Origin of the sequence: Pectobacterium sp. A5351 (genome assembly GCF_028335745.1) — a bacterium.
Lineage (GTDB): Bacteria > Pseudomonadota > Gammaproteobacteria > Enterobacterales > Enterobacteriaceae > Pectobacterium.
The window spans coordinates 1,312,363-1,335,773 of sequence record NZ_CP116477.1; the positions used below are offsets into that span (position 1 = coordinate 1,312,363).

The following is a 23,411-nucleotide window of genomic DNA, read 5'->3' on the forward strand; positions in this document are numbered from 1 at the left end:
ATTACAGCCCCGCCATTTTTTGTGATTGCGTGTAGAGAAACCAGGTCCACGGCAGCGACAGTAACACCAGAATAAGCGCGTAGGGTGCCGCCGCCGGATAATCGATCTCGCTGGTGAGCGCCCAAAATCCGGTCGCCAGCGTGCGGGTGCCGTTGGGAGCCAGCAGCAGCGTGGCGGTCAGTTCGTTAACGATCGCCAGAAAGACGAGCGTTGCCCCGGTGGCGACGCCGGGCGCGGCCAGCCGAATGGTCACGGTCATCAGCGTCTGCAACGGCGAACGCCCCAGACTGGCCGCGACCTGTTCCAGTTCCACGGGTGTCTGCGCGATACCCGCGCGTAGATTCACCAGCGCCCGTGGCATAAACATCAACAGGTAAGCCAGCAGCACGGTGAATTCAGTCTGGTAGAGCGGCCTGATGAGGTGAATCGTGGTGGTCACCAGCGCCAGCGCGACGACGATACCCGGCAGAGAACTGGTGATGTAATTGCACCCTTCCAGAAACCGATACAGGCGACTGGGGTGGCGGATCGTCAGCCAAGCCATCGGAATCGCCGCCAGCGTCGTCAGGACGGCACCGCTCAGCGCCAGCGTCATGGTCTGGCGAAACGCATCGAGCAGCTCGCGGCGCTGCCAGACTTCCCAGCCGCCAAAACACAGCCAGCGAAACAGTGTAATAAAAGGCACGCCGAGAGTTAGCAGTATCAGCGTCGTCAGTAACAGCAGAGTCAGTAACAGCGGAAACGGCGATAGATGTACCGGTGTGACAGCCTGCGGCGCGCCGGAACCGACATGCGCATAGCGGGTGACGCCGCGTAGGCGGGCATCCGCACACAGCAGAAACAGACACAGCAGCGCCAGTACGCCAGCCAGCATGTTGGCCGCCGGGCCATTAAACGTTGACTGAAACTGATCGAAAATCGCGGTGGTAAAGGTATCGAAGCGGATCATGGCGAACAGGCCGTACTCCGCCAACAGATGCAGCGCAATCAGCAGCAGCCCGCCGCCGATAGCCAGCTTTAGTTGCGGTAGCACCACACGGAAAAATACGGTCACGGGAGGCACGCCCAGCGTAGCCGCGACATCTTCCAGCGCGGGGTTAAGCCGTCGCAGCGTCGCGGCACAGGGTAAATACAGAAACGGTAAATAGGCGACGACAGATAAAAACACGCCGGCCGGTAGACCGTGCAAACCGGGAGCGGTGCTGATCCAGGCATAGCTTTGTACAAATGCGGGGATCGCCAGCGGCGCGGTGAGCAGCAGTGACCACAGACGCCGGGCGGGCAGGGTGGTACGTTCCGTTAGCCAGGCTAGCAGCACGCCTAAAACGGTGCAAATGGGCAGCGTCAGGGCGATCAGCAGCACCGTGTTAATCAGCAGTTCGCCGACGCGCGGGCGAAAGAGCAAGGCGCGCGCCGTTTCCCAACCGGTATCAATACTCACGCCAATCACAAAGCCGAGCGGAACAAACCCCAGTAGGGATAGCGTCAGGGCTATGAGGGTAAGCAGCGCGGCTGGCTTGCGTAATGGCGGAGAGGGTGCGGTGAACGGGGTCGTTTCGCTGTAGCTAACGTTTGTCATACGGCCTGTAGCTGCCTCGTCAGGACGATAGGTTAAAACGGTGAAGCCGCTATATGCGGACATTCAGGTGATGATTCGTCAGGACGCGAACGCCCTGACGAAAGGTGGGTCATGACATCTATGTGCTATAACCCATGCGCGACAATCTGTGCGTTAAAAACTACGCGTTAAAACCTATGCGTTACAGCAAGCCAGCTTGCGTCATCAGATCCACGACTTTTTTGCTGTTGAGCTTGGCAGCATCGACTTTCGGTGCATCCAGATCTTTCAGCGGAACCAGTTTGTCATTTGAGGCCGCGTTGACGCCAACAGCGTACTCAAAGGCATCGTTGGTGCGCAAGATTTCCTGACCAGATTTGCCCGTAATCCACTTAATAAAGGCCTGTGCGTCTTTTGCATGTTTGCTGGATGCCAGTACGCCGCCACCGGAAATACTGACGAACGCGCCCGGATCTTTATGTTTGAAGTAGTACAGCTTGGTGTTGTTACTGTTTTCGCCGGTTTTAGCCTGATCGACAAAACGGTAATAGTGATAGATCACGCCGCTATCAATCTGACCCGCATTCACGGCTTTCATCACCGTACTGTTGCCTTTGTAGGCGGTGAAGTTCTCTTTCATGCCTTTCAGCCAGTCTTGCGTGGCTTTCTCACCTTTCAGCTCCAGATAGGCGCTGACGATGGCCTGAAAATCTGCCCCAGACGGGGAGGCGGCCCAGCGGCCTTTCCATTCTGGCTGCGCCAGATCGGCTAAGGATTTCGGCAACTGCGCGTCGGTAAGTTTGGTTGGGTTGTAGACAAAGACGGTGGAGCGCGCGGCAATCCCGATCCAGCGGCCGTGGGACGGACGATAGTCAGACGGTACCTGCGCGAGGGTGGCTTTATCCAGTGGAGCAAAGAGATCGGCGTTATCGACCAGCACCATCGACGGTGAGTTTTCGGTCAGGAACACATCGGCAGGGGACGATTTCCCTTCCTGCACCAACTGGTTGCCCAATTCGGTGTCACTGCCATTGCGCAACGTCACTTTGATGCCGGTTTCTTTGGTAAAACCGTCAACCCAGGATTTCACGAGGTTTTCATGTTGGGCGTTGTAAATCACAATCCCTTCATCGTTTTCTGCTGCATTTGCCGATGCGCTGAGAGCCAAACCGGAAGCGAATAAAACGGCTGAACTCAGTAATCCAAAACCAAGCTTCATAATATTTACCCTTATCAATACCTGTCGTGTTTGCGTATTGCTGGCCTACATGTAAGCCCGTGTGTCGCTCACGATAGCCACGCTATTTTAGCGACACCGGCCGATATGTAGTGGCAGTCGAGGAAGGATTCTACATGTCGGTAATAATAATGATAGTTATTATTATTTCGATTTCTTAAGGTTAAATTAAGGTTCTGGTGGGTGTAACATGGTGGTCATTATTTTATTTCAGCACGTGTCACAGGGTGAAATGGTATAAATGCATCGTTTAAAAGACCACCGGGTGCGTTTGTGAAATTTATTTAACCGGAAATGAGATATAACGTCATGATTTTCAGTAACAAATTCTGGTTCATCATCTATATTTACTGTGCAGGCTGTGAGTAGCGATACCATAAATGCACCGTATTTCTTAGGTGTCACGTGCGCTTGTCTGCAATTTGGGGTTAATTGACCGGTAAAAAGGTGACACAGCAACTGATATTCGGGGGAGGGAAAAATGGATGTAGAAACGCGGATGATTGAGCTTATCGTTAAATCTGGCGAAACACGTTCCTGCGCAATGGAAGCCCTGAGATCTGCTCGCCGAGGGGAATGGGATCATGTCGATGAACTATTAAAAATGGCTGCGGTGGCGCTGAACCGGGCGCAATTGATTCAGACCGGATTCATTGGCAACCAGAGTAAGGAAAAAACGACTGTCGAGCTTATCGTGGTGCACGCACAGGATCACTTGATGAATGCGATGTTGTGCCGTGAATTGGCTGAAGAGATTATTGAACTTAGAAAAGAGGTTTCTGGCGTTAATCTCCACATACGCTAACCGCATCGCAGAGCAAGTAGAAAAGCCATTCAGTCTTTACGCTGAGTGGCTTTGCTGTTTGTGCGCCACTATTTTTCCTTATCGCCGTTTTTCCCCGTCATAATGGTTTATTTCTGTACTGTTCGCCGCAAATTTTTGCCAGCGAAAGCGATGCTGTACCTGAATCTTCATTACTCCTCCTTTTAACCTTTTCGTACCGGTTGGTGGTCAGCGCTAAACCGGAGCTAAATCGGAACTAAAGCGCTTGGTCAGGTGGCAATCTCTGAGCTTTTTTCCCCATACCGCAGACGATATAAACGAGCATAGATAGTGGAGAACTGCTCGCCAGCCTGATTATTGTGATAGACATAAACACTGTACATACCGTTACACAGCAACGCTCATCATCGGTGATAAGGCTGGTATATAATCCAAAAAATGCAGGGATTTATTTACCGTGGAGATAAAAATTCACGAATTTCAAACAATAAATATCATGTAGCCTTACTTTATAATGAAAATCAAAAATACTTTCTGTCTACATATCATGATGGCTACCCTTGCTATCCTGTTCCTTAGCGTTCCCCCGGTGGTGACGAGTATTGATCCGGCACTCACATTCCAGCCGCTGATTAAAACAATGGAAGGGACGGCAAAAGAACAAAAGGAAAAGATCGCCACCCTTTCCCATGCGTTGCAGGGCAATGCGATTTTCTTTCTCGGGGCGTCCGAGGTCTCCACATCTGAAGATGAACCTTACGCTGTCTATAATTACTTTAATAATCAGCTACAGCGTCCTGTCGTGGCCTATGGCGATAGCTATGTAGATAACGTTACGCATTTTCTACTGCTCTCACGTTTTAAAAATGAGCTTAACGCGAACAGTAAAGTTGTTTTGCTGTTGGCACCTGATAGCTTTTATTCAGACGGTATTCCACCTGCAATTTTTGCCAACAATTTCCCGGCATCTATTTTTAACCCCCTGATGCAGGATGAGCAGACGCGTTCCTTTTTGGTCAATTACTTACACGATATCGATAAAGACGAGATCAGCCATTTAACGTTCGGCCAAATGAAAGTCTATGGCTGGGATACGCAAATTATCTGGCAGGAAGTGAGTTATCAATTTGCTAATTTCTGCGAGCTGATAAAAAACGACTGGTTGGCGATGCTGGGCATTACCCCTCAATCGGCACAACCTTGGCCCCAGCGGCCAATTGCCCACACGATCCCCGACTGGAATCGCGAGTTGGATCAGGCTCGCGTGCTCAATCAATCCCGCGAGCAAAGTGCAGACACATTGTGGATGGATAAGTCCGTTTTTGCAGACGATCCAACGCGGGAAGAGTGGGACGACGCGCCGATTGTTCCTGCACAGATGGAGGCATTGCGGGCGACGATCCAACTGCTGAAAGCGCGTAACGCCCAGTTTGTGGTGATTGTCGATCCTATTAATCCGTGGGCGATTAAGAATTCCGAGAAATTCCAGTCAGTCGACAGCCAGATCCGATCGATGCTGGAAGAAAATCAGGTTCGCTATTTTGATATGTATGCCCAGCCTTATCAGAACGGCTGGAATTGGGATCGCCTGCACCCAACCGATCCGGCATGGGTCGCGATAGATCAATTTATTGCTGAGAGTTTTAAATGATGAAAACCGCTATTCGCCTTTTTTTTCTTTATCTCTTTCTGGCAGTCACTATCGTCGCATGGACCTCTGTTGATGAAAGCATGAGTTTAAAAGTGCATTTTGAATATCAAAAATTCTGAAGGATGAATGATGTACAGCTCCGGAATGTTTTTTTTCCTTCTGTTTTCATCAGCGTTACTGTTTGCGTTGGTTAATCGCGTATTCAGTTATCGACTGACGTATTTATCCGCTTTTTCCGTGCTGGCGGTACTTGGCTGGGGATATATTTTCCAGGGGGATTATGTTGTTCCCGTGGCGGTTTTCCTGAGCTTTTATATTCTCGTCACCTTAAAAGAGAAAGGCTGGTTAAAAACCTGGCAGGCGGTCAGTCTGACGCTGCTGCCGCTGTTTTTGGTGAAATTACACCTTAACAACCACTGGGGCATGATCGGCCTGTCCTTTATGACTTTCCGCGCCATTGATGTGCTGCTTTATCGCAGCAAAAAAGATGGTCAGCATTTTCTGCATTACTTCTGCTATCTCTTTATGCCTTTTATTATTTTGGCGGGCCCGATGTATCGCTGGCGGACATGGGTTAATGACATTGCTAAACCGGTTTTCATTATTACCCGTGAGCAGTTTTTAGTGGCGATGGAACAAATTTTTACCGGCATTATTCAGAAATTCTTATTTGCCATGCTGATCAATAACCTGGTGATTGAATCGTGGAACCAGCGCCCGTTTACGTTAAGCGTGGGCGTCGTGATGTCGCTAGCCTACAGCGCGTATCTCTATTTTGATTTTGCCGGCTACAGCAATATGGCTATTGGGGCAGGGCGCTTATTTGGCCTGAATATCCCAGCGAACTTTAATCTGCCTATTCTGGCTAAAAATCCGCAGGATTTCTGGCGGCGCTTCCACATCAGCCTGTCTGAATGGTTGAGGGACGTGGTCTTTATGCCAATTTATATGAATCTGATGAAGCTCGACTTTTTCCGACAGAACAAAACGCTGGCGCAGAATATTGGCATCTTCTGCACCCTGTTTTGTATGGGGGCATGGAACGGGCTTGAACGACACTATGTCATCAGCGGCGCACTGTTTGGCGCCATTTCCGTTGCTCATAACATGTTGCTGTGGTCAGCCAAACGCAGCCCGGCGCTGAGCAATTGTCTACATCATCCGGTTATTGCGTTCATCGGTCGCATTCTGACGCTGGCAAGCGCTGCGGCCTCCCTCTACATCTTTAGCGGAATGTCTCCTCTATGAACCAACACTGTGAGCTTCAGGAACTGCAAGATTTCCTCCGTGCGGCATTGCTTAACCCTGCTAACCCAGATCGGTTGGCGATTAGTGGCAGCGATGAAGCGATGACCTGGCAACAGCTATCTGTTGCGGTGACAGACTGGGCGCAGCGCTACCAGCAATGTCGGCAACCTGCGGGGCCGCCGGTCGTGTTATATGGACACCAGCAGGCGGAGTTTGCCGTGGCGATCTATAGCTGCCTGCTGCATAACATTCCGTATATCCCGGTGGACTGCATCTATCCGCAGGAGAGGCTTAACGAGATTTGTCATCTGGCGAGCGCCTCTTACTATTACGATGTCGCGACCCGACAGTTCATTGCGACCGGAGAAGCCGCACAGCCGTTGGTCGAGCAGGATCTCGCCTATATTATGTTCACCTCCGGCAGCACTGGAAAACCGAAAGGGGTGCAGATCGGACGTGAAAGTCTGTGGCACTTCATGAAGTGGGTGCGTCAGGACTTTTCGCTACCGGATGTGCCAGTGCTGATGAACCATGCGGTGTTCAGCTTCGATCTCTCGTTGATCCCGCTGCTGGCGAATCTGGCAACCGGAGGACATATCGTTCTGAATGCGAAAGAGGATATCGCGGCAGAAAACTGGCTCGATCGCCTGAAAGACAACGGCGTCTCCGCCTGGGTATCAACGCCGTCTTTCGCTTACCAGAGGCTGCTTTCCCCCCAGTTCAACAGTGAATATTTACCTGAACTCAACGTCTTTGTGTTCATTGGTGAAGTGCTGAATAAAGCGCTGGTCAAACAGCTACGCCGCCGTTTCCCGCACGCCAAAATTCTCAACTCCTATGGGCCAACGGAGGCGACTATCGCGACCACCGTCATCGAAATCACCGATGAAATCCTGCACAGCGACAACGATCTGCTGCCGGTCGGCGCGATGATGCCGGACTCCAGAATGGAAATTACCGCTGAAGGTGAGCTGATCATTTGGGGTAAGAACGTAATGCGCGGCTACCTTGGGCTGGCGAAAGAGAATGCCGAGAAGTTGCTGCATCGGGAAAGCGAAGCGTATCGGGGTTACAGAACCGGCGATCTGGGCTACGAGGATGGGCTGTTATACTGTCAGGGGCGCAATGACAGCCAGATCAAACTTAATGGCTACCGTATTGAAATCAACGAGATTGAAAACCGCCTGCTGGCGATGTCTGATATCAGCGAAGCGGTGGTTCTGCCGCTGATGAAATCGGGCGGCGGTGTGCTGCGTATCGCGGCGTTCTGCGTGACGAACTTAGCGCCAGAAGTGATTAAAACATCGCTCTCGAAGGTGATTCCGCCCTATATGGTACCTTCCCAAATTATTATCAAAGATGCGTTGCCGCTTAATCCTAACGGCAAAATCGACCGTAAGCTGCTGGACACCCATGCCCGCACGATCTAATGACTTAGGAAAAATGATGGAACAAGAAATACTCGCGCTGTTTGAAAAGATCTTATCCCGTAAAGTGGGCTTTAACGATGAGTTGATTGAGTCTGATATTCTCGACTCTATTCTGGCGGTCGACTTGGTGCTGGAAGTGCAGGACGTTTACGGTTGTGTGATCCCACCGACCGAAGTCGCTACCGTCCTGAAGACCCCGGCGGACTTGGCTCGCTATATTGAAGAGAACCGAGGCTAAACCTGAATCAGGCCTTAAAAGCCGCGTAACATGAACCGTCCAACTTTATGGGGTCAGTCCATCTTGGCTATCAGTAACCCATGCATGGAAGTACCGGGAGTAACCGAGGGTGTTAATGGCGAAGTTCACTTTGCAGCGCTGGCTGTTGACAACCGTCTCGATTTCACCCCAGTCGCGCTGGAGTTGCTGGCCGGGCTGAGTCTCGAAGCGTACGGTCTGTTTGGACGCACGCAGTATGCGTTTGGGATGCACATACTGACGTAACGTGGAGCGGCAGCCGTCATAACCCTGTTGCTTTATCTCCTGAAAAATCACTTCAGTGTTCCAGACATGCTCGCGCAGGCGCAGATCAACATAGTCCATGAACGGACGAAGTTTTCTCATCGGTTCACTCCGTCGAGCGTTAACTAGTTTTTCAGTGAGATGCCGTTGAACCGAGCGCTCCGAGCATCCAACATGGTGAGCGATGTCGATAATATGCGCGCCGTGAATACGCATCTGCTTTATCATGAGAAGGTCCCCTCTGCTTAACATGTGGCTTATCCGTCTGGTGTAGGAATCTTAAGAGAAGCCCATGTTGGATGGAGTGGACAAAATTCATGCTGTTTTCCGGTCTTATATCAGTGTTGCTGACATCCGACCTTTTCCTGCGCATCTTCCAGTGACAGGAACCAGTGGACATTCATATATTCGGCCCGAACACTGCTATTAAATGACTTGATTATGGCATTATCTGTCGATTTTCGGGCTGGGAGAAGTCTATTGTCACCTTGTTTTCATAGGCCCAGTGATCCAGCAGCTTAGAAATAAACTCGCTGCCATTGCCTGTCTGCAGCCATCCCTGCACCCGCTTCTGTAACTTCTTTAGGCGCTCCATCACCGCTACCACATCTATCTGGATTGCCAGACATTCCCTCCAAATCTTTTCTCCCAGTTGTAAACGGTGGCTTCTGGAATCCCCATCCATCTGCAGACTTCCTCCACCCGCTAGCCGCTGGTGTGCCACCGCCTGATTCTGCTCCGAGTACATTTTCAGCGGTAGTTTTTCACTTGCTGTACGGAGGGGTTTACGAACAATTGTTTTCCTACCTACTTTCGCTTACCCATCACCACAACCTTCCTTGCATCCCCATGTTCCAGCCCATCAATAAAATCCCCATACCACTGCAACATTCCCCTTCGTTGTTCCAAATACTGTGCATGGTTATATGTTCCACGAATCGTGTTTTTGTCCACATGAGCAAGCTGCAATTCGATCCAGGCAGTGTTATAGCCTTGTTCGTGCAGTATGGTGCTCATTGTGTGGCGAAAGCCGTGTCCTGTTGCTTTGCCATGATAACCAATCCGTTTCAGTACCTGATTAATACTAGCTTCACTCATCGGTTTGGTGATGTCGTTACGTCCAGGGAAAACCAGATTGTAGCGCCCGGTAACGGCATAGAGTTGTTGCAGCGCATCGATCACTTGATCGGAAAGGGGAACGAGGTGAGGGCGGCGCATTTTCATGCGTTCTTTCGGCACTTCCCAGAGCTGTTTTTCAAAATCAAACTCCTTCCATTCTGCTTGCCGTAATTCGATGGTGCGAACGCCGGTAAGCATCAGGATACGTGTAGCAAGTTGTGTGACCTTACTACCCGAATAAGTTGATAAAGCACGTAGAAAATCCGGCAGTTCATCCGATAACAGGTGAGGGTAGTGCGTGGCTTTGGGTGGAGGAAGGGCGCTTGCCAGTTCTGATGCTGGGTTGTTCTCCGCTCTGCCAGTGACGATGGCGTAGCGGAATACTTGATTACAGGCTTGGCGGATTTTGCGCAGCTTATCGAGTACGCCGCGTTTTTCCAGTTTGCGCAGCGTGGTTAGCATTTCCAGCGGCTTAACCTCAGCGACAGGGCGTTTGCCGATATCAGGGAAGATGTCGTTCTCAAACGCTTCCATCAGGTCTTCAGCGTAACCCTTCGACCAATTAGGGCGTTTATATTCATGCCATTCCAATGCGATGGCCTTGAAGGTGTTATCGATATTGGTTTTCTTTGCCTGTCTTTCGACCTGCTTTTGTTCACTAGGATCGCCACCAGAAGCGACGATTTTTCGAGCCTCTTCCCGTTTTAGTCTTGCTTCAGCTAGCGAGATATCGGGATAAACGCCGATAGATAATTTTTTCTCTTTGCCTGCAACGCGGTACTTCAAACGCCAGTATTTGGCTCCGTTCGGCTTTATCAGAAGATAAAGGCCTGCGCCGTCAGTGAGTTTGTATTCTTTATCTTGTGGCTTGGCGGTTTCTATCTGTCGAGCATTAAGTGGCATGGTGGGGGCCCCTAATAGTCATTGAACAAGAAGAGCCCCCATAGAGGCCCCCAACATCGACTTGATTTCCGGTAGGCTGGGTTGACCTCGGTGGAGCTCAGCGACAGAAAATCCTAATGGTATCAATGAATATAACGGGGTTTTGTTGAATTCGGTAGAGTCTGGGAGAACTTAAAATGGTACGCCCTACAGGATTCGAACCTGTGACCTACGGCTTAGAAGGCCGTTGCTCTATCCAACTGAGCTAAGGGCGCATTGCGCAAAGAAGTGGCTGCTGCTTGTCACAACAGTGGGCTGGATTATACCCACACGTCCCAATGAGTCAACGGGTTGGCGCTGGATTTACGCTATACGGTGAATCCCTGTACAACTTTGGCGAATGTCGCTTTTTCTGGTGTAATTTTTTTGCACAATTGCGAGCATCCTCCACATGAACAACATAGGGCAGTGAAAATTTCAGTTTTGTCTGCTGGACACGTTCAGTAATTCTTTTCAAGTTATGATCGGACGTATTCTGCATCCTGCGCTGTTGGTACACTATGCCCGCATTCGTTGGGTTTTGGATGAGTGTGGGCTGCTTTCACGCACCGGGTTTATCCTCGGTCATTTGTGGATCCGCTATTTTGTCGAACTTTGGAACCTTCTGATTTATGAATATTCTTTCATCCGCATTCTTGCGCGTTTGTTTGCTGGCAATGTTGATGCTGCCTGTTGGGTATGCATCGGCGGCGAGTGCGGATCCTGATCCACAGCCTGCACAGACCGATGCACCAGTAAAAATCAATGTTGATGCCGAGTTGATCAAGCTGCAAAAACAGTTAGATAACATTAAGCAGCAGGTCTCAGGCACCAATAACGACAGCAAATTTGGCGCGTTGAATGACACCGCGCAAGAGCTGGTGAATAACGCCAATGAGCTTGCCAATGCAGTGGCACCGCAGCGCGCTCAAATTCAGGCTCAGTTGGATGTTTTAGGGCCAGCGCCAGAACCCGGCTCTAGCATTACTGAAACCAGTGAGGTGACGCGTAAGCGAAACAGTTTGAATGCGCAAAAAGCAAAAATGGATGCGCAGAGCGAGCAGATTCAGGCGTTACGCACCAGTGCGGCCAACCTATCAGCGCAAATTGTCACTCTACGTCGTAATGCACTGAAAACGCAATTGGCATTGAATTCCGGCAGCATTCTGGGCGGGCGCTTCTGGGCACCGGTTGTGACTCCACAGGCCGAAGATGCCCGTCGCCTGAGTGCCTTTCAGGATCAAATCAGTGATGCCTTTACTGTCGCCTGGGAACCTGACTGGCGTTACGGTTCTGCATTCCTGATTTTGATCGCCATAGTCATGAGTTCGGCAGGCCGTCGGTATCTGGAGAAATATCTGGCCTGGGCGGGTATTCACTGGCTGCCGGAAGGGCGTCTGCGGCGGAGTTTTTTAGCCATAGCGTCGGTTATTTCAACCGTGGTCACGATCGGTATTGCGGTAAATCTGATCGACTTTACGTTTACGCGTCACGGCGAGGCTTCTGAACGCGTCGTGTCATTCCTTGATGCGCTGGTGAGACAGGCCATTTTCTGCTCGATGGTAGCAGGGTTAGGGCGAGCGTTTCTTTCGAATCAGCGTCCTTCCTGGCGTTTGCCTGCGATTGCTAACCCTGTAGCAAAAGCCATGAAGCCGTTTCCTGTGGTTGCCGCAGGCATTATTCTGATCTTCGGTTTTATTGAACAAGTGACCGCGACGGTGGGGACATCGGTCGCGGCAACTATTATGGTGAACGGCTTATCTGCGCTGTTCCTCGCGTTCACCGCAGGGACGATAACGCTGAAAAGCGATCAGATTCGTCGGCATATGGTGCATTCAGGGGAGCAGCCGGAGGCCCGTTCGACGTTATCCGGCGTGATTCATCTTGCGGTATTGGCGACATCGTTCTCGATTTTGGTGTCGCTGGTCATCGGTTATATTTCACTGGCTCGTTTTCTGGCGTTCGAGCTGGTGTGGATTGGTATGGTGTTTTCCTGCCTGTATTTGTTCTCAACGTTTATTACTGATATCTGCGAAAGTCTCTTTTCCCCTAACAATGCCAGCGGCAAGCGGATGAAGAATTCGCTCAATCTGGACGACCGCCATCTGGCTCAGGCCACTTTGATTCTGTCTGCCAGCGGCAAAGTGCTTTTAATCTTAATGGCGGCGGTTGCCTTACTTAACGGTACATTTGGTACCACTACGCCTCTGGAACTGGTGCAAAAAGCCGTTGAAATCTGGGGCGGAAAAGGGCTGGAAACGCTGAGCATCGTGCCTGCGCATCTGGTCAATGCCGTGCTATTTCTGGTCGTGGGGGTTTATGTTTTACGCTCATCAAAACGCTGGCTGGAAGATGAATTCCTTCCTAAAACGACGTTAGAACGCGGAATCCGTGCGTCGTTGGTGACGCTGTTCAGCAACATCGGCTACATCCTGATTATCCTGTTGACGTTGGCGACATTGGGGATTGAATGGAACAAGCTGGCATGGATTGTCAGCGCGCTGTCGGTGGGTATCGGTTTTGGTTTACAGGAGATAGTGAAGAACTTTATCTCCGGCCTGATTTTGTTGACGGAGCGCCCGGTGAAAGTGGGGGACTCGGTGAGCATCAGCGGGGTTGAAGGGGATATCCGGCGGATTAACGTGCGTGCGACGGAAATTCAGTTGGGTGACCGTTCGACGGTGATCGTGCCGAACTCTCAATTTATCTCACAGAATGTGCGCAATATTACGATGGGGAATCCGTTTGGGGTTGCCACGCTGGCGCTGACGTTCCCGCTGGATATCGATCCTGAAGAAGTCCGGGCACTGCTACTGGATGCCTATATCAACCACGATGCGATTCTGGAATCACCAGCACCGTCAGTGAAGTTCAGCCAGTTGAACCCAACGGGCATGGTGCTGAGCGTAACGGGCTATGTCAGCAGCCCGAGAATGGTATCGGAAGCGAAAAGCGATCTGTTGTTTGCGATCATCAAGCGGCTGCGGGAATCTAATATTCCGCTGGCCGTACCGCAGAAGATGGTGCTGGAGAACTCGGGGTTTGCGCTGCCTGACAGCATTTCGGGTGACGATAAGTAGTTCGCTCAGTCATCCGTTATCCGGCATTGAACGGGTAACGGATGAATATCGAAGCCGTGCTTACAGGATGTGACGCGCGGCTATTTTCCCTGCTGTTTAATCATATCAAGATAGATTTCACGCAACCGCTGAGTGATTTTTCCGGGTTTGCCATCACCGATCGTTTTTCCATCCAGCATCACGACGGGGAGGACCAGCATGGTGGCTGAGCTGACAAACATCTCTTTGGCGTGATAGGCCTCTTCCGGTGTAAAACACCGTTCTTCCAGCGTAATGCCATCCTTTTCTGCCAGCTTGAGCAGAGACTGACGGGTAATACCGTGAAGAATATCGTTGCTGAGTGGGCGGGTTACAACCGTGTTGTCATGCAGGACGATGTAGCAGTTGCAGGAACTGCCTTCGGTAATGAAACCCTCTTCGACAAAGAAGGCGTCATCAGCCTGATTGGCATGGGCGTACTCTTTTGCCAGGCTGGCAGCGAGCAGGCTGACGGTTTTGATATCTCGGCGGTGCCAGCGAATATCCTCGGTGGTGACAACATGCAGGCCGGTTGTGGCTTTCGGGTTACCGACCAGCGAACGTGCCTGAGTGAATAACACCAGCGTGGATTTGACGTCAGCAGAAGGGAAATAGAAATCACGATCGCCGGCATTGCCGCGGCTAAGCTGTAAGTATATCGCGCCTTCTTGCAGATCGTTTTTATTGATCAGCTCATCATGAATGGTTTTGAGTGCCTCAGGAGTGACGGGCAACGTGAGTGAGAGCTCGCGGCAGGAGCGTTGCAGGCGAGTGATATGATCGGGGAAATCAACCAGCTTGCCATCGATGACTGCTGTCACTTCATAGACGGCATCGGCAAACAGAAAACCACGATCAAATACAGAAATTTTTGCTTCATTTTCTTCGAGATACTGTCCATCAACATAAACAAGACGTTGCATCACAACACTCCTTAATAGTTGCTCAATGCAGGTTAACGCGCGTTATCCCCACAATAATGCGTCGGGCGGTAATATTTCGCTACCGTTATAGTGCAGCCCGTTAGTGCGGTCGTGCTGTAAAAGCAGCGGACCGTCCAAATCGACCACGGCGGTGCCTTGCGCGATGACAAAGGCGGGTGCCATTGAGAGTGATGTACTCACCATGCAGCCGACCATAATTTGTAATCCTTGCGCCTGTGCGTCGTTGCGCAGGCGCAGGGCTTCCGTTAGCCCGCCGGTTTTATCCAGCTTGATGTTGATCATGTCATAGCGGCCGACTAGAGCGGCCAGCGACTGACTGTCATGACAGGATTCATCGGCACAGACGGGAATCGGGCGTGGCAGGTCTGCCAGCACATCATCTTTGCCTGCCGGGAAAGGTTGTTCGATCATCGTTACACCCAGTGCGGCGAGTTCAGGCACCAGCGTCAGATAGCGCTCGGTGTTCCATCCCTCATTGGCGTCCACAATCAGACGGGCTAATGGCGCGCCTTCGCGAACGGCGGCAACTCTGGCCAGATCGTTTGCGTCTGCCAGTTTTAATTTGAGAAGAGGGCGATTGGCATGATGTATCGCGGCGTGCCGCATACGATCTGGCGTATCCAGCGATAGGGTATAGGCCGTCTCCAACGCCAGCGGCGAGGGGAGATTCAAACGTTGCCAAATGCGCTGCTGATGCTGTTTGCACTCCAGATCCCAGAACGCACAATCCAGCGCGTTGCGTGCCGCACCTGCGGGCAGAATGGTTTGTAGCATCTCCCGATCTAAACCGTTACGGACGTCGCTGTGCAGTGAGCCAATTTGCGCCATTACGTTGTCGAGGGACTCGCCGTAGCGTGAATAAGGGACACATTCTCCGTAGCCCACCACGTTGCCGGACTGGAGCGCTACCACAACGACATCTGCCTGACGCTTGCTGCCGCGTGATATGGTAAATGCGCCCTCTATTGGCCAACTCTCGGTGAAATATCGCATCTCGGTCATAAGCTTACTCTCGGGTTAACCGTCCTATGCTTCAGGGGATAAGCGCCTTGTCTGCACGGCCTGAGCGGGTCATCAAGTGTAATGCTTCTTCCGGCATGTATTCTTCATTTTTCGCACTTTTAGTCGGAAATCGATGAGGCTTCATGTCGGGAAGAAAAAATTTATTAAGCGTGGTATCGACAGGGTGAATTATCTGAGATAGCTTGAATACGCTCATCACATTTCAGGTTGTATGTACTGCCGTAATCAACAAAAACGGGCTTGCTGCGATTTGAATGATGTTGAGTAGAGTGCCTTTTTACCGGCACTGCGTCGCTCGGACGGTCCGGGCGCTCACGTTACTTTGAGGATGTTATGGCTGATTCTACTTCTCCGCGCCGTTTTACGCGCATCGATCGTCTTCCCCCGTATGTATTTAATATTACCGCTGAATTAAAAATGGCTGCCCGTCGTCGTGGCGAAGACATTATTGATTTTAGTATGGGTAATCCTGACGGCCCGACACCTCCTCATATCGTGGAAAAACTCTGTACGGTTGCACAACGCGAAGATACTCACGGATATTCGACATCCCGAGGTATCCCACGCTTACGTCGTGCGATCTCCCGTTGGTACGCCGATCGCTATGAAGTTGATATCGATCCTGAAAGCGAAGCGATCGTCACGATTGGTTCCAAAGAGGGATTGGCGCACCTGATGTTGGCAACATTGGATCATGGTGATACGGTGCTGGTGCCAAACCCCAGTTACCCGATTCACATTTATGGTGCGGTGATTGCCGGGGCGCAGGTTCGTTCTGTGCCGCTGGTGGAAGGCGTCGATTTCTTCAATGAATTAGAACGCGCTATCCGCGAGAGTATTCCGAAGCCGAAAATGATGATTCTCGGTTTCCCGTCGAACCCGACGGCGCAGTGCGTCGAGCTGGATTTCTTTGAACGCGTGGTTGAACTGGCGAAACAGTACGGCGTGCTGGTGATCCATGATTTGGCCTATGCCGATATCGTGTATGATGGCTGGAAGGCACCGTCGATCATGCAGGTTCCCGGTGCGAAGGATATCGCGGTGGAGTTCTTTACGCTGTCAAAGAGCTACAATATGGCGGGCTGGCGTATTGGCTTTATGGTCGGCAACCCTGAACTGGTCAGTGCACTGGCGCGGATTAAGAGCTACCACGATTACGGCACGTTTACGCCGTTACAGGTTGCCGCGATCGCTGCATTGGAAGGCGATCAGCAATGCGTACTGGATATTGCTGAGCAGTATCGCCAGCGCCGCAACGTTTTGGTGCGCGGTCTGCATGAGGCGGGCTGGATGGTTGATGAACCTAAAGCGTCTATGTACGTTTGGGCGAAAATTCCTGACGCCTACGCGCATCTGGGGTCGCTGGAGTTTGCTAAGCGGCTACTGTCGGAAGCGAAAGTTTGCGTCTCCCCCGGTATCGGTTTTGGCGATTATGGCGATACCCACGTTCGGTTTGCCTTGATTGAAAATCAGGATCGTATTCGGCAGGCGGTGCGCGGTATTAAGACTATGTTCCGCGCTGACGGTATCTTACCGACCACCAAATCCTTATCAGGCAAGGGTTCCGCTGCCTGATAGCGACTTTCTGATAACTGCGGCTCTCGCTCTGTGTTGAGAGCCGCATAAACATGCCGTGACAGCCGCTTACCATTTGTTAGAATGCCTACCGTTAATCTCAATCAGGATGAGTTTGTCATGTCGTTATCTCTGTCTAAATTTTCTGCGTTAACGCTGCTGTGCGTCGTGCTGGCCGGGTGCCAACAAACAGGATCGTCTGTCCACAAAGGAACGGTGGCAGGCCAGTCTTCTGCGGTCACGGTTTCTCCTAACGATCAACTGAATCAGTTGTCATCGCTGGTAGCGGCTACCCGTTATCTCAAATCGAAGTGTAATCGCAGCGATCTTCCCAATGATGCGACGATTGCCAATGTTGCGTTGACTGTGGCGAAACAACGAGGCTGGAATGTTGCGAGCTATCAGGCTTTACCGCAGCGCAGTGAAAGCCTGTATCAAGGGTTATTAAAAGACAGTACGCCCAAAGAGACGCAATGTTCGGAATTTAACCGTACGTTGACGCCATTTATTGATGCTATTCGCAGTCACGGTTAAGGCGCGGCGCTTCCACGTTCATCGTCGGCGGAACGTTCATTCTCGTTGAATTTTCCGCCCGGCCAATCCTCCAACGCCTCCAGAATAAACACCTCGCCCTCGACGCTGAAAATGGTCATGTCCTGCTGGATTTGTTCTATGGCCAACCCTTCTATTGGCGAATCGCCCTCACGGAATTGCAGTCCGTTGAGCGTGATACTCCGCTTGGCTTCATCCGATGTGTAAACGTGAGCACTGTAGGTCAGCGGGGGAATCTCACCATTGCTGATGGCAGGTAACGGTAGTGTGGTCCTTTTCTCTGGCGGTGCAGGCGTATCGACATGGGCTTCTTCTTGATGAGGTGTCGCCGTGGTTGTTGCTGGCGTTTGCTCTGCTGCCGCAGGCAAGGTCGCGGCTTGAGCAGCCAACGCGGTCGTAGGAGATGTAGGGTTCCCCCAACGTTGATGGCTGAACCAGCCAAGCGCGATAAAAAGCAGAGCATAAATAATCATCAAATACCCTGGCATTGGATATTTAGCAAGCAGTGCTGGCTGTGAGTGTGTTGGTGCGTCCGGTGCGTTATCCACGCGCTGATCCTTCATTTTTAGGGGGGTACTTAGGCCGTGTAGCCTCACATCATAAACGAAAGTGGAGTGAGTAGGAGAGGGCCGTCTGCCTTATTTTGCAAAAAATAGAAAGAGCCAGAAAATTGAATCTCTCGGTTATGTGACAGTTCCTCCATTTTGATTAAAAACTATTGCAATCATAATAATAACAGATGGAATCTTGATGCGGGTCGCAAAAAAAACGTGCGAATTTGCTTTAATGAAACCATGTTTTACTCTTGTGGGTATAACGTTTCTTTTTGGTTTTTGATAGTCAATAAAGATAGCCAATAAATGTGGGGGCACCATAATCATTTAATTAACCATCCTGAGTGTTAAATCGGCAGTTTTATTATGTGGTTTTTACTACAGGTATTGCGCTGCTTTTTTATCAATAAGGAATGTATCGAAATGCCGCTAAATGACGAATAAAAGCAATTTTAAAGTATGCGATTAATATCGCAGGATTTTGTGCGGATTTATTTTTCTATTTTGATAATTAAAAAATACTGAGGGATAACATGTTTAGAACGGTTATTGGGACTGGTCGTTTACGCACCTGTGCGGTAGCTATTGCCTTTTCTGGGCTCGTGCTTTCCGGGTGTGATAATAGTCAGCAGCCAGTGGCAGAAGCGGCACCACCAGATTTGCAGGTGAAAACAGCACCGTTTGGTTGGACTGCACAATATCAGAATACGGATGGTAAATTTTATGCAACAACGGGGGGCGAAGGCGCACATGAAAATAGCATTTATGTCGTGACCAGCCGCCAGGAATTAAAAGATGCGTTAAATAATATCCGCAGCCCTCGTTATATCGCAGGCGATACCGATGCGGAGTTGAGGGCAAAATTAGAGCCCAAAATTATCTACTGGCAAGGCACTATCCGCGGCGATGATTTAGGTAATGGACGCTATGCGGATGCTGAGTATTATAAAACCAAGCCGAATAAAACAACGTTTGATTTTGATTTATATGTCAAAGCGTTCGATCAGGATTATATGGCGCAGTTGAAAGCGACGGTGGATGCGGGTGGCAGCGATGCTGCGGCGGCTAGCGCTGAGCTTAGCCTGCTTAAGAAGCAAAATGGTCAACGCTCGCAGTATGCCAACAACCAGAAGGCACAAATTCAATTTCAGGTTCCGCCGAATACCACAATTTTAGGCGTGGGTAGCGAAGCGAAACTGGTGGAAGGCTATTTATCCCTCAATACCTTAAGCCACACGTTTGGCAAAACCGATAATAGCAACATCATTATCCGTAATATTACGTTCCAGGCTCCGCGCGACTTTGCCCCAGCCTGGGACGCCAGTGACGGCGATAAAGGAAACTGGAATGCCCGTTATGATGCGGTATCGATTAATGCCAGCAAAAATGTCTGGGTAGATCACTGCACCTTTACGGATGGTGAACATCCTGATTATCAGGAGCCGGTGCTATTTGGCAAGCATATCCAGCGCCACGATGGTTTGCTGGATATCGAAGATGGAGCCGATTACCTGACGATTTCCTACAACATTTTCGCTCAGCATGACAAAACGGTATTAATTGGCTCCGGTGACGGTGATAAAGGGGAGTATCGGATCACCTTTGAAGGGAATTTATGGGACAACAGCGTGCAGCGCTCGCCGAGAGTGCGTTTTGGTCAGGTGCATTTGCTCAACAACTACCATCGTGGGGCAACGGATACGAATTACCCCATTCTGTACGCTATTGGGATGGGGTTCGATTCCTCCATTCTTTCCGAAAGTAACGTGTTTAATTTCCAGGGCGGCGGTGCGGATGAAAAGCTGATTATTGGTGCCTACAAGGGAAGCAAATTTAAAGACAACGGCTCCTGGTTCAATGGCAATCCAGCAAGCAATTTGAATCAAATCGCAGTAGATAAATGTGGCACCTTGCAAGACGCCGAGAAGGCCGCAGCCACAAATGCTGGGAAAGCGGCACCCGCATGGGCACTGGAAACCTGCACCAATGAATTGGAGTGGAGCCCACCTTATGCGTATAGCGTAGGGAAATCCATCGCCACCGTTGAGAAATATGTGTTGGAAAATGCCGGGGCGGGAAAACTGGAAATTGCTCTGCCGTAGGCACCCGACTTCACTCATTATTTTTTATTTAATTTTTCATCTGTAAACTCTTAGCCGATGTGTGTTTCCCTGTGGTAATGACTACTGCCGTAGGGAGAAATAGGTCGGGTGACATAAAAATACAGGAAATGCTATGACTGACTTTTTACCTCGTGCTCGCCTGACGCTCTGCGCGACACTTGTTCTGAGCGGCCTGATTGCCGGATGCAGCGATAGCGACTCAACGCCAAATGTGGGTGTTGATCGTTCTGCGGCACCACAAAATCTTAACGTGCCGACGTTGGCCTATGATGACAACAGCGTGGTACTGGCCTGGGAAAAACCGACCAAACCTGCTGCCGGTATTAAGGATTACCGTGTCTATATGAATGGAACCTTGCTGGGCGGCACGATTGATAACCAGAACACCCATTCCCCCGCCAAGCCTTATATCGATAATTTCTACAACACGATTGATACCAATAACTGGCATGTGCGCGTCAGCTTCCATAATTTTAAGGTGACGAACCTGTCGCCGGAAACGGAATACCGCTTCACGGTGCGTGCGCTTTATGACGATGGCAAAGAATCCGTAGATAGTGAAACCGTCGTGCAGAAAACGACGGCGACGCCAGCATCACTGAATGTGACCAACTACGGTGCGAAAGGGGATGGCGTCACTAATGACACGCTGGCGATTCAGAAGGCGATTGATGATTGTACGCCTGCCGCGTATCCGAAAGGGTGTAAAGTCGTGGTTGACGGGGGAACGTTTAAAACTGGCGCACTGTTCCTGCATAGCGACATGACGTTTGAGGTTGCGAAAGGGGCGACGTTGTTGGGGTCGGCAAATGGCGACGATTACCCGCTCGCTCGTGGCTATTATCTCTACCCTTACACTTCACCTAAATTACCGAAACGTCCCCCTTCGCTGATTAACGTACTGGAAGCGGACGATCAGGGCAGTAGCCATGCTGGTACCTTTAAAAATATCCGTATCGTCGGGCAGGGTACGATAGATGGCAACGGATGGACACGTGGCATCAAAGCCAGCGATACAAACATTACTGAAACTGATGAATTAAAGAATGAATTGCCGCTCTATCGTGCGAGCAAAGCGACCAATGTTGGCAGTGACGGTATTCTGGCAAAAGACCAAACGGCAAAAGCCGTTGATGAAGGAATGTCACTGGATGAAGCGTACAAAAACCGACGCTCCAGCCTGATGACGCTGCGCGGCGTGAGTAACATGTATCTGGAAGGGCTGACGATTCTGAATCCAGCCTATCATGGTGTGATGGTGCTGGAATCCGAAAATGTGGCGATGAATGCGCTGGTACACACGACGTACGATGCCAATAATGCAGACGGTATTGAATTCGGCAATAGCCAAAACGTCATGGTATTCAATAATTTTTTTGATACCGGTGATGACAGCGTAAACTTTGCGGCAGGATACGGTGCTGAGGTGGTGACGCTGGGGCAAAAAGCGCAGAGCGGTGCCTGGATCTTCAATAACTACTTCCGTCGCGGTCATGGTGCGGTGGTCACGGGTAGCCATACTGGTGCCTGGATTGAAAAAATTGTTGCTGAAGATAACGTTATGAATAAGACGGACGTTGGCCTGCGCATGAAGAGTCGACCTTATTATGGTGGCGGCTCGCGTGACGTGGTATTCCGTAATAACGCGATGCGTGATATTGTCAACGAGCCGTTCGTGTTCACGATTAAATATAAAGCGGACGTGAACGATACCCAGCCTGCGGCTGAACCTGCACAGTTCCGTGATGTGACCGTTTCCAACGTCACGGTGGATGGTTCAGCGAAGAAAAACAGTATTCTGGTCGATGGGATGACCGTCGCTGAGATGGCTGATGCATATAAGTTCTCTTTCGGACGTGATGCTTATCATCAAGGCTTGCATTTTGAGAATGTAAAATTCAGAAGTGTAAAAGCCACGGACATTACGTTCCTGAAGAATAGTGAATTTAAAAATGTCATTTTTGAGAATGTACCGGGAGCCTGGAATTTCGGTCATATTGAAAATATCCGGCTCGAAGACCGTGTAAATAATGATGCCGCGCTGGCGACCAGCGGTGATGAAACCCTCACCCGAGAAGCCGCAACGGAATAAGGCATTTTCCCCACGTCAATGGGCGTGGGGAGTATTATGGATGATTATCTATGGCACGATTGCAAGTTTTCAAAGAACCGTCTTTTAATTCGTTGGTTGCCACTCTCCGGTCACTGCCAGCCCCTCTCATCCGACGTATTGTGTTGGGGCTGATTTTGCTGCTGATTTGTCAGCAGTTGGCCGTATTGACCTGGCGCTTTCTCCTCCCTGAAGATTCACGCCTTGTTGGCGTGTCGGTGACGCCTGCTCAGGCGAAAGAAAAGCCCGCGACGCCGGGCGATTTTACGTTGTTCGGCCATGTCCCCAATGCGGATGCTTCTGCGGCTAATGACGCCGCGTTATCCGGTGATATTCCGCTGACATCATTAAACATCAGTCTGACGGGGGTTCTGGCGAGTGAAGACGCCAGACGTTCGATTGCCATCATCGCTAAAGATAGTCAGCAATACAGCCGCAATGTTGGTGATGCTATTCCGGGCTATGAAGCCAAAATTGTGACTATCTCTGCCGATCGTGTCGTGCTCCAGTATCAGGGACGTTATGAGGCGCTGTATTTGTATCAGGAAGACTTATCTCAGGAAGAAAAAGCGGCTGACGCACCGTCATCTTCTGGCGCATTTAGTCAGGTGAAAGAAGAGATACAAAAAAATCCCGTCTCGGCGCAGGATTACCTCACCATTTCTCCCGTCACAGAAGAAGAAGTCCTGAAAGGATATCAGTTAAACCCCGGCAAAAATCCCGATCTTTTCTACCGCGCAGGCTTGCAGGATAACGATCTCGCTGTGTCATTAAATGGCATGGATTTACGCGATGCGGATCAGGCACAGCAGGCGATGGCGCAACTGGCAGGGATGAGTAAATTTAATTTGACCGTCGAGCGTGATGGTCAACGGCAGGATATATATCTGGGATTGGATGGAGACCACTAATTTGTTTAGCAAGGGACAGGGATTTTTTAAGCATCAGGTTTTTTCAAAACATA

Annotated in this window: 17 protein-coding genes, 1 tRNA gene and 2 pseudogenes; 11 read left to right on the plus strand and 9 right to left on the minus strand. The window is 50.5% G+C overall.

Annotation, left to right across the window (positions count from 1 at the left end):
- Position 1 precedes the first annotated feature (1 nt).
- Both O1Q74_RS06160 and O1Q74_RS06165 read right to left on the minus strand, forming a co-directional pair.
- The gene (locus tag O1Q74_RS06160; RefSeq protein WP_271878781.1) at positions 2–1,579 is read right to left on the minus strand and encodes an ABC transporter permease; all 1,578 of its coding nucleotides are present in this window, start codon (positions 1,577–1,579) and stop codon (positions 2–4) included.
- A 181-nt stretch (positions 1,580–1,760) separates the two neighbouring features.
- The gene (locus O1Q74_RS06165; protein ID WP_271877123.1) at positions 1,761–2,777 is read right to left on the minus strand and encodes an iron ABC transporter substrate-binding protein; all 1,017 of its coding nucleotides are present in this window, start codon (positions 2,775–2,777) and stop codon (positions 1,761–1,763) included.
- 499 nt (positions 2,778–3,276) lie between these two features.
- Between O1Q74_RS06165 and O1Q74_RS06170 the strand changes: the two genes are divergently transcribed.
- The 5 genes from O1Q74_RS06170 (at position 3,277) to O1Q74_RS06190 (ending at position 8,146) form a co-directional block, all read left to right on the plus strand.
- Positions 3,277–3,600 (plus strand): PTS lactose/cellobiose transporter subunit IIA, encoded by a 324-nt coding sequence (locus O1Q74_RS06170; RefSeq protein ID WP_271877125.1) that lies wholly within the window; start codon positions 3,277–3,279, stop codon positions 3,598–3,600.
- A gap of 493 nt (positions 3,601–4,093) precedes the next feature.
- The gene (locus tag O1Q74_RS06175) at positions 4,094–5,230 is read left to right on the plus strand and encodes a D-alanyl-lipoteichoic acid biosynthesis protein DltD (RefSeq protein ID WP_271877128.1); all 1,137 of its coding nucleotides are present in this window, start codon (positions 4,094–4,096) and stop codon (positions 5,228–5,230) included.
- A 129-nt stretch (positions 5,231–5,359) separates the two neighbouring features.
- Positions 5,360–6,478, plus strand: coding sequence for a membrane-bound O-acyltransferase (locus O1Q74_RS06180; protein WP_271878783.1), 1,119 nt, complete (start codon positions 5,360–5,362; stop codon positions 6,476–6,478).
- Complete coding sequence (locus O1Q74_RS06185; RefSeq protein ID WP_271877130.1) at positions 6,475–7,908, plus strand: AMP-binding protein; 1,434 nt, start codon at positions 6,475–6,477, stop codon at positions 7,906–7,908. Before O1Q74_RS06180 ends, O1Q74_RS06185 begins: the two co-directional genes overlap by 4 nt.
- Before the next feature lie 16 nt (positions 7,909–7,924).
- The gene (locus O1Q74_RS06190; RefSeq protein ID WP_010300175.1) at positions 7,925–8,146 is read left to right on the plus strand and encodes an acyl carrier protein; all 222 of its coding nucleotides are present in this window, start codon (positions 7,925–7,927) and stop codon (positions 8,144–8,146) included.
- Between the two features lie 60 nt (positions 8,147–8,206).
- Here O1Q74_RS06190 and O1Q74_RS06195 read toward each other — a convergent pair.
- The 4 genes and pseudogenes from O1Q74_RS06195 to O1Q74_RS06210 all read right to left on the minus strand — a co-directional run.
- A pseudogene (locus O1Q74_RS06195) lies at positions 8,207–8,680 on the minus strand (hypothetical protein); the annotation flags it as partial.
- 104 nt (positions 8,681–8,784) lie between these two features.
- Positions 8,785–9,098: pseudogene (locus tag O1Q74_RS06200) on the minus strand (integrase core domain-containing protein); the annotation flags it as partial.
- Positions 9,099–9,235: 137 nt separating this feature from the next.
- Positions 9,236–10,450 (minus strand): tyrosine-type recombinase/integrase, encoded by a 1,215-nt coding sequence (locus tag O1Q74_RS06205; RefSeq protein ID WP_271877138.1) that lies wholly within the window; start codon positions 10,448–10,450, stop codon positions 9,236–9,238.
- A gap of 177 nt (positions 10,451–10,627) precedes the next feature.
- Positions 10,628–10,704 (minus strand) — tRNA-Arg (locus O1Q74_RS06210).
- Positions 10,705–11,100: 396 nt separating this feature from the next.
- Here O1Q74_RS06210 and O1Q74_RS06215 point away from each other — a divergent pair.
- Positions 11,101–13,548 carry a DUF3772 domain-containing protein gene (locus tag O1Q74_RS06215; protein ID WP_271877140.1) on the plus strand — a complete coding sequence of 816 codons (2,448 nt, stop codon included), beginning with the start codon at positions 11,101–11,103 and terminating at the stop codon, positions 13,546–13,548.
- 80 nt (positions 13,549–13,628) lie between these two features.
- Here O1Q74_RS06215 and O1Q74_RS06220 read toward each other — a convergent pair whose 3' ends face one another.
- Positions 13,629–14,489 carry a D-amino-acid transaminase gene (locus O1Q74_RS06220; RefSeq protein ID WP_271877142.1) on the minus strand — a complete coding sequence of 287 codons (861 nt, stop codon included), beginning with the start codon at positions 14,487–14,489 and terminating at the stop codon, positions 13,629–13,631.
- A gap of 42 nt (positions 14,490–14,531) precedes the next feature.
- Positions 14,532–15,512, minus strand: coding sequence for an N-acetyl-D-Glu racemase DgcA (dgcA, locus tag O1Q74_RS06225; RefSeq protein ID WP_271877144.1), 981 nt, complete (start codon positions 15,510–15,512; stop codon positions 14,532–14,534).
- Positions 15,513–15,866: 354 nt separating this feature from the next.
- Between dgcA and alaC the strand changes: the two genes are divergently transcribed.
- Positions 15,867–17,108 (plus strand): alanine transaminase, encoded by a 1,242-nt coding sequence (gene alaC, locus O1Q74_RS06230; RefSeq protein ID WP_271877146.1) that lies wholly within the window; start codon positions 15,867–15,869, stop codon positions 17,106–17,108.
- A 120-nt stretch (positions 17,109–17,228) separates the two neighbouring features.
- Positions 17,229–17,642, plus strand: a complete 414-nt coding sequence (gspS, locus tag O1Q74_RS06235; protein ID WP_271877149.1) for a type II secretion system pilot lipoprotein GspS — start codon at positions 17,229–17,231, stop codon at positions 17,640–17,642.
- Here the strand turns inward: gspS and gspB are convergent.
- Positions 17,639–18,208: a type II secretion system assembly factor GspB gene (gene gspB / locus O1Q74_RS06240; RefSeq protein ID WP_271877152.1), complete on the minus strand. Its 570-nt coding sequence runs from the start codon at positions 18,206–18,208 to the stop codon at positions 17,639–17,641. The two genes, gspS and gspB, sit on opposite strands and share 4 nt — an antisense overlap.
- A gap of 539 nt (positions 18,209–18,747) precedes the next feature.
- Here gspB and O1Q74_RS06245 point away from each other — a divergent pair.
- The 3 genes from O1Q74_RS06245 (at position 18,748) to gspC (ending at position 23,358) form a co-directional block, all read left to right on the plus strand.
- A complete protein-coding gene (locus tag O1Q74_RS06245) occupies positions 18,748–20,316 on the plus strand; it encodes a pectate lyase family protein (protein ID WP_271877154.1) in 1,569 nt (522 codons plus the stop codon).
- 133 nt (positions 20,317–20,449) lie between these two features.
- On the plus strand, positions 20,450–22,429 hold the full coding sequence (locus O1Q74_RS06250) for a glycoside hydrolase family 28 protein (RefSeq protein WP_271877157.1): 1,980 nt from the start codon (positions 20,450–20,452) through the stop codon (positions 22,427–22,429).
- A gap of 50 nt (positions 22,430–22,479) precedes the next feature.
- The gene (gene gspC / locus O1Q74_RS06255; RefSeq protein WP_271877160.1) at positions 22,480–23,358 is read left to right on the plus strand and encodes a type II secretion system protein GspC; all 879 of its coding nucleotides are present in this window, start codon (positions 22,480–22,482) and stop codon (positions 23,356–23,358) included.
- Positions 23,359–23,411: the final 53 nt, after the last annotated feature.